This is a genomic window from Pseudomonas sp. NPDC089534, assembly GCF_044749305.1.
Taxonomy (GTDB): domain Bacteria; phylum Pseudomonadota; class Gammaproteobacteria; order Pseudomonadales; family Pseudomonadaceae; genus Aquipseudomonas; species Aquipseudomonas ekonensis.
Map to the genome: position 1 here is coordinate 1 of NZ_JBIVHR010000140.1, position 10667 is coordinate 10667.

Below are 10667 nucleotides of genomic sequence, written 5' to 3' on the forward strand. Positions count from 1 at the left end.
AATAGCCTATCTTTATACACATAGCTACAAGAGCTAATATGACGATCACTTCTTTGTAGTACATTTAGTTGGAAGTAACTGCTCAACCTTGAATAATTTCGAAAACGAACTCTTCGTGGAAATCACCGCGGATCAGTCGGGCACAGGCTTCGCTGATGGCAGCGTGCTTGGCTTCGCTCAGATGGCCCAGCTCACGGTTGGCGTCAGCGGCGGCCTGTTTGACCATGGCCAGACCGACCACCAGCTTCGGGTAATGCGAGATCGGAACGCCGGAGAGACGGAAGTTGTTCACCGCTCGCAGGGTCTGGATGCCGTAATACGCTTGAGCCGGTACTTCGAGGGAGCCAAGCAGGTCGTTTTCTGTGCGGAAAGATGCAGCGGAGGACATGATAGAAATCATCTCGATATGGACCCGGTCTGTGCCGGAACGCTGCGAATGCTAGGCTTGTGGGAATTTTTGGGCCAATGCTGTTAAACACTGCCCTATGCACATTCGGCATAATGCCCGTGTGACGCCGCGTGCGCGGCAGGCGTGTGACCTATTTTGGTGCGTGTCCGGGAGGACGTGATGAATCTGGAAAGCAAATGGCTTGAGGACTTCAGTGCCCTGGCCGCCACCCGCAGCTTCTCGCAGGCGGCCGAGCGGCGTTTCGTGACCCAGCCGGCGTTCAGCCGGCGGATCCGCAGCCTGGAGGCCGCACTGGGCCTGACGCTGGTCAACCGTTCGCGCACGCCCATCGAGCTGACGGCGGCGGGGCAGCTGTTTCTGGTGACCGCGCGCACCGTGGTCGAACAGCTCGGCGAAGTGCTGCGCCACCTGCACCATCTGGAGGGCGGGCAGGGCGAGGTGATCCAGGTGGCGGCGGCGCACTCGCTGGCGCTGGGCTTCTTTCCGCGCTGGATCGCGCAGTTGCGCAACGAAGGGCTGAACATCGCCACGCGGCTGGTCGCGACCAACGTCGGCGATGCCGTGCATGCCCTGCGCGAAGGCGGCTGCGACCTGATGCTGGCCTTCTATGACCCGGATGCGGCGATGCAGATGGATGCGGAGATCTTCCCGTCGCTGCACCTGGGCCACACCGAAATGCTGCCGGTGTGCGCGGCGGACGCCAACGGCCGGCCGCTGTTCGACCTGGAAGGCGAGGCGAGCGTGCCGCTGCTGGCCTACAGCGCCGGGGCGTTTCTCGGGCGTTCGGTGAACGGCCTGCTGCGCCAGCGCCAATTGCGCTTCACCACCATTTACGAAACCGCCATGGCCGACAGCCTCAAGAGCATGGCGCTCGAAGGCCTGGGCATCGCCTGGGTGCCGCAGTTGAGCGTGCGCGCCGAACTGGCCCGCGGCGAACTGGTGGTCTGCGGCGGCCCGCAGTGGCACGTGCCGCTGGAGATCCGCCTGTACCGCTGCGCGCTGGTGCGCAAGGCCAACGTGCGGCTGCTGTGGCGCAAGCTCGAAGGCGGGGCCGCGCAGAGCGCCTGAAAAGATCAATGGGGATGCAACTGATCTGACGCTTGCGGTGCCTGGACTGACGCCATCGCCAGCAGGCTGGCTCCCACAAGGGGGGGCGGCGCAATGCGGAGCGGCGAGCGCCACAATCCAATGCGGGAGCAAGCCTGCTCCCGCAGGGCAATTTGCGGTGCGCAGGCACTGACCTTCGGGTCAATAAAACCGGGGCTTTGCGGCAGATGACAGATGGTCGAGACGGGGGCTGTTTATTGGCTTCATTGCGGTATACTGCGCGGCCTTCGGCCGGTTTGTCCGGCCATTTTCCGTACAATCAAGCCACGCAACCTGCGTGGCTTGTTGTTTTTGACGCGCCTGCGGGCGCCCAGAGAGAAGAGGCGCGACGATGAGTGCACTGGTTGGCGTGATCATGGGCTCCAAGTCCGATTGGTCCACCCTTAGCCACACCGCCGATATGCTGGAAAAGCTCGGCATCCCCTACGAGGTGAAAGTGGTTTCCGCCCACCGCACCCCGGATCTGCTGTTCCAGTACGCCGAAGAGGCCGAAGGCCGCGGCATCGAGGTGATCATCGCCGGCGCCGGCGGCGCGGCCCACCTGCCGGGCATGTGCGCGGCCAAGACCCACTTGCCGGTGCTGGGCGTGCCGGTGCAGTCGGCCATGCTCTCGGGCGTCGATTCGCTGCTGTCGATCGTGCAGATGCCGGCCGGCGTTCCGGTCGCCACCCTGGCCATCGGCAAGGCCGGCGCGATCAACGCCGCGCTGCTGTCGGCGAGCATCCTGGGCGCCAAGCACCCGCAGTTCCACGCGGTGCTGAAAACCTTCCGCGCCGAGCAGACTGACAGCGTCCTGGACAATCCAGACCCACGCATTGCCTGAGGTTGTTGAGATGAAGATCGGTGTGATCGGTGGCGGCCAGTTGGGCCGCATGCTGGCCTTGGCGGGCACTCCGCTGGGCATGAACTTCGCTTTCCTGGATCCTGCGCCGGACGCCTGTGCCGCTGCGCTGGGCGAACACCTGCGGGCCGACTACGGCGATCAGGACCACCTGCGCCAACTGGCCGATGAAGTCGATCTGGTGACCTTCGAGTTCGAAAGCGTCCCGGCCGAGACCGTGGCGTTCCTGTCCCAGTTCGTGCCGGTGTACCCGAGCGCCGAAGCCCTGCGCATCGCCCGCGACCGCTGGTTCGAGAAGAGCATGTTCAAGGAGCTGGGGATTCCGACCCCGGCGTTCGCCGACATCCAGTCGCAGGCCGACCTGGACGCCGCCGTGGCGGCCATCGGCCTGCCGGCCGTGCTCAAGACCCGCACCCTGGGCTACGACGGCAAGGGCCAGAAAGTCCTGCGCAAGCCTGAGGATGTGGTCGGCACGTTCGCCGAACTGGGCAGCGTGGCCTGCCTGCTGGAAGGCTTCGTGCCGTTCACCGGCGAAGTCTCGCTGATCGCCGTGCGCGCCCGCGACGGGGAAACCCGGTTCTACCCGTTGGTGCACAACACCCATGACAGCGGCATCCTCAAGCTGTCGGTGGCCAGCACCGATCACCCGTTGCAGGCCCTGGCCGAAGACTACTCCAGCCGCGTGCTGACCAAGCTGAACTACGTCGGCGTGATGGCGTTCGAGTTCTTCGAGGTCGACGGCGGCCTCAAGGCCAACGAAATCGCCCCGCGGGTGCACAACTCCGGGCACTGGACCACCGAAGGCGCCGAGTGCAGCCAGTTCGAGAACCACCTGCGGGCGGTGGCCGGCCTGCCGCTGGGCTCGACCGCCAAGGTCGGCGAAAGCGCGATGCTGAACTTCATCGGCAAGGTGCCGGAGACCGAGAAGGTGCTGGCCATCGCCGATTGCCACCTGCACCACTACGGCAAGGCCTTCAAGGCCGGACGCAAGGTCGGCCACGCCAACCTGCGCTGCGCCGACAAGGCGACCCTGGCGCAGCAGATCCTCAAGGTCGAAGCCCTGATCGCCGAGTGACGAGAGTTTCATGTGGCGGCGGCGGAACCTTCGGGGGCCGCCGTTCTCTGATGGCAGGATGCCAAAGTCTGGCTAGGCTATAGCCAATCAATCAGAGGGAAATGCCATGGGAATTATCGGTACCATCTTCATCGGCCTGATCGTCGGCCTGCTGGCGCGGTTCCTCAAACCGGGCGACGACAGCATGGGCTGGATCATGACCATCCTGCTCGGTATCGGCGGTTCGCTGGCGGCCACCTACGGCGGCCAGGCCCTGGGCATCTACCATGCAGGCCAGGCCGCCGGTTTCTTCGGCGCGCTGGTCGGCGCGATCATCCTGCTGGTGATCTACGGCCTGATCAAAAAGAACTGATCCAAAGCGACAAGGCCCTCTCTGCCGATCCGGCGGGGAGGGCTAGAATGCTCGGCGATCCGCGGTTCCCTCCCTTCACGAGCGTTTTCTACCGAGCCCTTTCATGCGCCGTCTCCTGTTGACTCTCCTTTTGCTGGGCAGCGGCCTGGCCCACGCCGGCGAACTGCCGGAAACCGACTGGCTGGAACTGATGCCCAAGTCGGACCAGAAAGCCCTCGAGGCCATGCCCGAAATCGACCACAACTCCCCGGAAGCCACCGGCACCTTCACTCAGAAGGGCGGGATGAAGCAGGCCAAGGGCCTGCCGGCGGTGATGTATTCGACCAAGACCGTGGCGTCGATGAACGACAGGCACATCCGCATCGGCGGTTATCCGGTGCCGCTGGAGTCGGACGCCAAGGGCCGCAGCACCCTGTTTTTCCTCGTGCCGTATCCGGGCGCCTGCATCCACGTGCCGCCACCGCCGCCCAACCAATTGGTGCTGGTGCGCTATCCCAAGGGGCTCAAGCTGGATGACATCTACACGCCGCTGTGGGTGACCGGCACGCTGAAGGTCGAGAAGGTCAGCAACGACCTGGCCGACGCGGCGTATGCGCTGGACGCGGACAAGGTGAAGGTGGTGCAGGAATCGGACCTCTGATCGGCCCGCCAGACAACTGAGGGAGCCGGCAGGCTGGCTCCCTCATTGGTTATTGCGGTGAATCAGAGAGGTTCGCTGCCGATGCTCACGGCCATGGTGTGGCTGGCGCCGGGCGCCAGGTTCACGATGTCGTCCATCACGTTCGCGGTCTCGATGCACAGCATGCGCTGCCAACCGTCGTCGGCCATGTCGGCGAACGCGGCGGCGCGGTCGATCCACGGGTTCCAGATCACGGCGGTGCGCGAGCCGGTGGCGTTCAGCACGATGCGCCGTTCCCAGGCCGGGTCGTTGATGCTCAGCCGCGGCGGAGCATTGAGGTAGATGCGGTCGGTTTCCCCGGCGAACTGCAGGTTGCCTGTCTGGGTGACGGTCTTCCAGCCGTCCAGGGTCTCGATGTAGCTGAGGCCGTCCACGCCTTCGACCTGCACGTCGCGCACGTCGCTGACCGCGAAGTACGTGTGCAGCGCCTGGCTCAGGCTGACGGTGTCGGCACCGCGGTTGCGGCTGGTCAGGCCGATGTGCAGCCGGTCGTCCAGGCGCAGGGTCAGCGTCAGGTCCACCTGATGCGGCCAGTCCGCGAAGCCGCCTTCCGGGTACGGCAGGGTGAACTCGACCTTCAGGCTTTCGCCTTCGGCCTCGATGCCGCCCAGCTCCCAGTCCGTCGCCCGGACAAACCCGTGGGCGGCGGCCGGTTCGGCGCCGGTGCGCATGGCCTGCACGCTCTGCGGGTTGCGCGCGAACACGCCGAACCACGGCCAGCACACCGGCACGCCGGCGCGGATGCTCTTGCCGGCCTTGAACGCGGCCTTGTCGTTGAGCCAGATCAGCGGCGGCTGGCCATCGACCTGATAACTGAGGATGTGCGCGCCTTGCTGGGCCACCAGCACTTCGGCACGGCCGTGGCGGATGCGCCAGCAGTTCAGTTCATCCAGTTTTACGGCTTCGACGTTGGGCGTGTTCATGGGACTGCTCTCGATCAGCGATTCGGGACGGTTATTGACCCGCCGGCGGCCGCAAGGTTTAGCGGGCGCGGGGCGGAACCGAACGGGTGCGGCCGCTGCCGTCGATGGCGACGAACACGAACACCGCTTCGGTCACTTTACGCCACTCGCTGGACAACGGATCGTCGCTCCACACCTCGACCATCATCTGGATCGAGCTGCGGCCGATCTCCAGGGTCTGGGTATAGAAGGACAGTTGCGCGCCCACGGCCACCGGCACCAGGAACGCCATGCGGTCGATGGCCACGGTGGCCACCCGGCCGCCGGCGACGCGGCTGGCCATCGCGGTGCCGGCCAGGTCCATCTGCGCCACCAGCCAGCCGCCGAAAATGTCGCCGAAGCCGTTGGTTTCGCGGGGAAGCGCGGTGATTTGCAGGGCCAGGTCGCCTTGCGGGATCGGATCTTCTTGTTCGAGCTCTATCATGCCGAGGGTGCCTCTGACCCGTGACTCTTCGTTGGTGATGCGGGTGATAGCCGTCTTCAGGAAAAACGATTCAGCACCGAACATACTACGTTCGTCACGTTTTCCATAAGGCGCCTTTAGGGAAACTCTGCGAAACCGGCTGGTCCGGCACGGTCATGCGGCCAACGGCGTTTTCGCACAGCAACCCCCTACAAGCCGGGGCGAGGTTGCGAGTATATCGGTCGGTAGACTCCGCGACGACCGTCAGGTTCTCATTTCGCCCGTCAAATGCGCCCCTATGTGCTTTTTCGAACAATTTGCTATGGTGCCGAACCTGCCCCGAGCCGCAGCCAGCGTTGTTGCGGCGCAGACCCGACTATAAGAGAAGACCTTGCCATGACCACAGCGCCCTCGAGCCTCGCGCAGTCCGACCAGCCCGCACGACCCCTGACCCGCAACGACTACAAGACGCTGTCGCTGTCCGCCCTGGGCGGTGCGCTGGAGTTCTACGACTTCATCATCTTCGTGTTCTTCGCCACCGTGGTCGGCAAGCTGTTCTTCCCGGCGGACATGCCCGAATGGCTGCGCCTGATGCAGACCTTCGGCATCTTCGCCGCCGGATACCTGGCGCGGCCGCTGGGCGGGATCGTCATGGCGCACTTCGGCGACCTGCTGGGGCGCAAGAAAATGTTCACCCTGAGCATCTTCATGATGGCCGTGCCGACCCTGATCATGGGCCTGCTGCCGACCTACGCGCAGATCGGCCTGTGGGCGCCGATCCTGCTGCTGCTGATGCGGGTGATCCAGGGCGCGGCCATCGGCGGCGAGGTGCCGGGGGCATGGGTCTTCGTTTCCGAACACGTGCCCGACCGGCACATCGGCTACGCCTGCGGCACGCTGACCAGCGGCCTGACCGCCGGCATTCTGCTGGGCTCGCTGGTCGCCACGGCGATCAACAGCCTCTATACGCCGGAACAGGTGGCGGATTACGCCTGGCGGATCCCGTTCCTGCTCGGCGGCGTGTTCGGCCTGTTCTCGGTCTACCTGCGCCGCTGGCTGCACGAAACGCCGGTGTTCGCCGAACTGCAGCTGCGCAAGGCGCTGGCCGAGGAAGTGCCGCTGCGCGCGGTGCTGCGCGACCACCGCGGGGCGATCCTGGTGTCGATGCTGCTGACCTGGCTGCTGTCCGCCGCCATCGTCGTGCTGATCCTGATGACCCCGACCGTGCTGCAGACGGTCTACCACTTCGCGCCGACCACGTCGCTGCAGGCCAACAGCCTGGCGATCGTGTTCCTGAGCGTGGGCTGCATCCTGGCCGGCGCGCTGGCCGACCGCTTCGGTGCCGGGCGCGTGTTCGTGTTCGGTTGCCTGGGCCTCCTGGCCAGTTCGTGGACCTTCTACCACAGCCTGGCGGACCATCCGGACTGGCTGTTCCCGCTGTATGCGCTGACCGGTCTTTTGGTCGGCACCATCGGCGCGGTGCCTTTTGTGATGGTCAAGGCGTTTCCGCCGGTGGTGCGGTTCAGCGGTCTGTCTTTCTCCTATAACGTCGCCTACGCAATCTTCGGCGGCCTGACGCCGATGGTGGTCAGCCTGCTGCTCAAGGAAAGCGCGATGGGCCCGGCCTATTACGTGGCGGTGCTGTGCGGGATGGGAATCGTGGTGGGGGCGTGGCTCTGGAGCAAGGGCCGCTGATGTCCGGCCCGCTCCCGCATCGAAAGGCATTCCGGTGCGGGAGCCGGCCTGAATCATCAAGTAAAACCTGGATGCTGGCCTTTCATCCAATTGTCATATTTCAGCCATAGAGTGTTCACACGGCCTGCCGATACTTGGCCCCGACTTAACACACCCTATCTGCTAGGAGTAAGGCATGAAACTGAAGCGTTTGATGGCGGCCCTGACTTTTGTCGCTGCTGGCGTTGCGTCCGCCAACGCGGTTGCCGCTTTTGACCCTGCTATCCCGAGCTACACCAAGACCACCGGTGTGTCGGGCAACCTGTCCAGCGTCGGTTCCGATACCCTGGCCAACCTCATGACCCTCTGGGCCGAGAACTACAAGAAAGAATACCCGAACGTAAACATCCAGATTCAGGCCGCCGGTTCCGCCACCGCGCCGCCCGCGCTGACCGAGGGCACCTCCAACCTGGGCCCGATGAGCCGCAAGATGAAGGACACCGAACTGGCCGCCTTCGAGCAGAAGTACGGCTACAAGCCGACCGCCATCCCGGTCGCCGTGGACGCCCTGGCCGTGTTCGTGCACAAGGACAACCCGATCCAGCACCTGACCATGGAACAGGTCGACGCGATCTTCTCGTCCACCCGCCTGTGCGGCGCCAAGACCGACGTGAAGACCTGGGGCGACCTGGGCGTGACCGGCGACCTGGCCAACAAGCCGGTGCAGCTGTTCGGCCGCAACTCGGTGTCCGGCACCTACGGCTACTTCAAGGAAGAGGCCCTGTGCAAAGGCGACTACAAGCCTAACGTCAACGAACAGCCTGGCTCGGCTTCGGTCGTGCAGTCGATCAGTTCCTCGCTGAACGGCATCGGCTACTCGGGCATCGGCTACAAGACCGCCAGCGTGAAGACCGTCGCCCTGTCGAAGAAAGGCAGCACCGACTTCATCGAAGACACCGAAGAAAACGCCCTGAACGGCAAGTACCCGCTGTCCCGTTTCCTGTACGTCTATGTCAACAAGGCCCCGAACAAGCCTCTGGCCCCGCTGGAAGCCGAGTTCGTGAAACTGGTCCTGTCCAAGCAGGGTCAGGAAGTCGTGGTGAAGGACGGCTACATCCCGCTGCCGGCCAAAGTCGCCGCCAAAGCGCTGGCTGACCTGGGTCTGCAGGAAGGCGGCGCCGAAGTCGCAAAAAAGTAACAAACTGAGTCAGGGGTGAACCCCGCCTGACTCCCGTGTGGGGCCCGGCCCGCAAGCGGCCCGGCCCCATACTCCCCGAATTCTTCTATCCACCGCCAGTGCCCTGCTGGCGGCGGATTTGGTGCGTCACTGCATTGTCATCTTTCTGTCATACAGGATCGCTAGGGTGTGCGCATGAATGATCTGGCCAATTCCAAATGACTACGAATCCTCCCAAGCGCATTGACTTCAATACGCCTGAGTTGCAACGCAAGCGCCGCATCCGTGCGCTCAAGGATCGCTTCACCCGTTGGTACGTCCTCGTCGGCGGCCTGGCGGTGCTGGCGGCCATCACCCTGATCTTCTTCTTCCTCGCCTATGTGGTCGCGCCCCTGTTCCAGGGCGCCAGCCTGACCGCGAAAGACGCCCTGGCCCCGGCCTGGATGCAGGATGCCGGCAAGCCGCTGATGATCTCGCTGGAAGAGCAGAACCAGGTGGCCATGCGCGTTTCCGATAAAGGCCAGGCTTTGTTCTTCGACATCGACAGCGGCGCCGAGCTCAAGCGCGTCGGTCTGCCGTTGCCGGCCGGCACCACCGTGACCTCCATCGGCGAAGACCAGCCGGGCCATCCGCTGGTGGCCGTGGGCCTGTCCAACGGCCAGGCGCTGGTGTTCCGCCATACCTATAAGGTCAGCTACCCGGAAGGCAAGAAAACCATCACCCCGGCGATCGAGTACCCGTACGGCGAGACGCCGATCGCGCTGAACGAGAGCGGCGGCGCGCTGGAGCACGTCAGCCTCAACGCCAACGATTCGACCCTGCTGCTGGCCGGTTCCACCGGTGCGCAGCTGCAGGTGCTGGCCCTGACCAGCGAAGAAAACATGATGACCGGCGAAGTCACCAACGAGCAGAAGCGCATCGAGCTGCCGCAGATGACGGAACCTGTGAAGAACATCTTCGTCGACCCGCGCCAGCAGTGGCTGTACGTGGTCAACGGCCGGGCCCAGGCCGACGTGTTCAGCCTGCGCGACAAGAGCCTCAACGGCCGCTACAAACTGCTGGAGGACGGCGAAGCGCAGATCACCGCCGCCACTCAGCTGGTGGGCGGCATCTCGCTGATCGTCGGTGACTCCAAGGGCGGCCTGGCCCAGTGGTTCATGGCCCGCGACACCGACGGTGAGCAACGCCTGAAGCAGATCCGCACCTTCCAGATGGGCAAGACGCCGATCGTGGAAATCGGTGCCGAAGAGCGCCGTAAAGGCTTCGCCGCCCTCGACGCCAGCGGCAAGCTCGGCGTGTTCCACAGCACCGCGCACCGCACGCTGCTGGTCGATCAGGTGGTCGAGGGCCAAGGCCTGTTCGGCCTGTCGCCGCGGGCCAACCGCGTGATCGTCGAGGCCGGCGGCAAGCTGCAGCCGCTGCTGCTCGACAACCCGCACCCGGAAGTGTCGTGGAGCGCGCTGTGGAGCAAGGTCTGGTACGAGAACTACGACGAGCCCAAGTACGTCTGGCAATCGACCGCCGCCAACACCGACTTCGAACCGAAGCTGAGCCTGTCGCCGCTGACCTTCGGCACCCTGAAGGCCGCGTTCTACGCCATGCTGCTGGCGGCGCCGCTGGCCATCGCCGCCGCGATCTACACCGCCTACTTCATGGCCCCGGGCATGCGCCGCAAGGTCAAGCCGGTGATCGAACTGATGGAAGCGATGCCGACGGTGATCCTCGGCTTCTTCGCCGGCCTGTTCCTGGCGCCGTATGTGGAAGGGCACCTGCCGGGCATCTTCAGCCTGCTGATGCTGCTGCCGATCGGCATCCTGATCGCCGGCTTCACCTTCAGCCGCCTGCCGGAATCGGTCCGCCTGAAGATCCCGGACGGCTGGGAAAGCGCGCTGCTGATCCCGGTGATCCTGTTCGTGGGCTGGCTGTCGCTGTACATGAGCCCGTACATGGAGAACTGGTTCTTCGGCGGTGACATGCGCCTGTGGATC

9 protein-coding genes and 2 pseudogenes are annotated in these 10667 nt (G+C 64.5%); 8 read left to right on the forward strand and 3 right to left on the reverse strand.

Going from position 1 to position 10667, the window contains the following annotated elements; translation table 11 throughout:
- Positions 1 to 85 precede the first annotated feature (85 nt).
- Positions 86 to 388, reverse strand: a pseudogene (locus tag ACIP0B_RS26630) (lyase family protein); the annotation flags it as partial.
- Positions 389 to 568: 180 nt separating this feature from the next.
- Here ACIP0B_RS26630 and ACIP0B_RS26635 point away from each other — a divergent pair.
- From ACIP0B_RS26635 to ACIP0B_RS26655, 5 genes are all read left to right on the forward strand, one after another.
- A complete protein-coding gene (locus ACIP0B_RS26635; RefSeq protein WP_400837776.1) occupies positions 569 to 1477 on the forward strand; it encodes a LysR substrate-binding domain-containing protein in 909 nt (302 codons plus the stop codon).
- Positions 1478 to 1847: 370 nt separating this feature from the next.
- Positions 1848 to 2339: a 5-(carboxyamino)imidazole ribonucleotide mutase gene (gene purE / locus ACIP0B_RS26640; RefSeq protein ID WP_085579114.1), complete on the forward strand. Its 492-nt coding sequence runs from the start codon at positions 1848 to 1850 to the stop codon at positions 2337 to 2339.
- A 10-nt stretch (positions 2340 to 2349) separates the two neighbouring features.
- On the forward strand, positions 2350 to 3432 hold the full coding sequence (locus tag ACIP0B_RS26645) for a 5-(carboxyamino)imidazole ribonucleotide synthase (RefSeq protein WP_085579111.1): 1083 nt from the start codon (positions 2350 to 2352) through the stop codon (positions 3430 to 3432).
- A gap of 106 nt (positions 3433 to 3538) precedes the next feature.
- Complete coding sequence (locus ACIP0B_RS26650; protein ID WP_400837780.1) at positions 3539 to 3784, forward strand: GlsB/YeaQ/YmgE family stress response membrane protein; 246 nt, start codon at positions 3539 to 3541, stop codon at positions 3782 to 3784.
- Between the two features lie 103 nt (positions 3785 to 3887).
- Positions 3888 to 4424 carry a DUF3299 domain-containing protein gene (locus ACIP0B_RS26655; RefSeq protein WP_400837783.1) on the forward strand — a complete coding sequence of 179 codons (537 nt, stop codon included), beginning with the start codon at positions 3888 to 3890 and terminating at the stop codon, positions 4422 to 4424.
- Positions 4425 to 4486: 62 nt separating this feature from the next.
- On the opposite strand, the gene ACIP0B_RS26660 is transcribed toward ACIP0B_RS26655, so the two are convergent.
- Positions 4487 to 5386 carry a D-hexose-6-phosphate mutarotase gene (locus tag ACIP0B_RS26660; RefSeq protein WP_400837786.1) on the reverse strand — a complete coding sequence of 300 codons (900 nt, stop codon included), beginning with the start codon at positions 5384 to 5386 and terminating at the stop codon, positions 4487 to 4489.
- A gap of 58 nt (positions 5387 to 5444) precedes the next feature.
- Positions 5445 to 5849, reverse strand: coding sequence for an acyl-CoA thioesterase (locus ACIP0B_RS26665; RefSeq protein ID WP_003229628.1), 405 nt, complete (start codon positions 5847 to 5849; stop codon positions 5445 to 5447).
- Between the two features lie 375 nt (positions 5850 to 6224).
- Between ACIP0B_RS26665 and ACIP0B_RS26670 the strand changes: the two genes are divergently transcribed.
- The 3 genes and pseudogenes from ACIP0B_RS26670 to ACIP0B_RS26680 form a co-directional block, all read left to right on the forward strand.
- Positions 6225 to 7523, forward strand: coding sequence for an MFS transporter (locus tag ACIP0B_RS26670; RefSeq protein WP_400837789.1), 1299 nt, complete (start codon positions 6225 to 6227; stop codon positions 7521 to 7523).
- Between the two features lie 175 nt (positions 7524 to 7698).
- Positions 7699 to 8700, forward strand: a complete 1002-nt coding sequence (locus ACIP0B_RS26675; RefSeq protein WP_400837792.1) for a phosphate ABC transporter substrate-binding protein PstS — start codon at positions 7699 to 7701, stop codon at positions 8698 to 8700.
- A gap of 174 nt (positions 8701 to 8874) precedes the next feature.
- Positions 8875 to 10667, forward strand: a pseudogene (locus tag ACIP0B_RS26680) (phosphate ABC transporter permease); the annotation flags it as partial.

What these genes read in the sequence shown, in the direction of transcription:
- ACIP0B_RS26660 (WP_400837786.1), bottom strand. Translation starts at nt 5,386, where the DNA reads ATGAACACGCCCAACGTCGAAGCCGTAAAACTGGATGAACTGAACTGC.
- ACIP0B_RS26650 (WP_400837780.1), top strand. Translation starts at nt 3,539, where the DNA reads ATGGGAATTATCGGTACCATCTTCATCGGCCTGATCGTCGGCCTGCTG.
- ACIP0B_RS26675 (WP_400837792.1), top strand. Translation starts at nt 7,699, where the DNA reads ATGAAACTGAAGCGTTTGATGGCGGCCCTGACTTTTGTCGCTGCTGGC.
- ACIP0B_RS26635 (WP_400837776.1), top strand. Translation starts at nt 569, where the DNA reads ATGAATCTGGAAAGCAAATGGCTTGAGGACTTCAGTGCCCTGGCCGCC.
- purE (WP_085579114.1), top strand. Translation starts at nt 1,848, where the DNA reads ATGAGTGCACTGGTTGGCGTGATCATGGGCTCCAAGTCCGATTGGTCC.
- ACIP0B_RS26670 (WP_400837789.1), top strand. Translation starts at nt 6,225, where the DNA reads ATGACCACAGCGCCCTCGAGCCTCGCGCAGTCCGACCAGCCCGCACGA.
- ACIP0B_RS26665 (WP_003229628.1), bottom strand. Translation starts at nt 5,849, where the DNA reads ATGATAGAGCTCGAACAAGAAGATCCGATCCCGCAAGGCGACCTGGCC.
- ACIP0B_RS26645 (WP_085579111.1), top strand. Translation starts at nt 2,350, where the DNA reads ATGAAGATCGGTGTGATCGGTGGCGGCCAGTTGGGCCGCATGCTGGCC.
- ACIP0B_RS26655 (WP_400837783.1), top strand. Translation starts at nt 3,888, where the DNA reads ATGCGCCGTCTCCTGTTGACTCTCCTTTTGCTGGGCAGCGGCCTGGCC.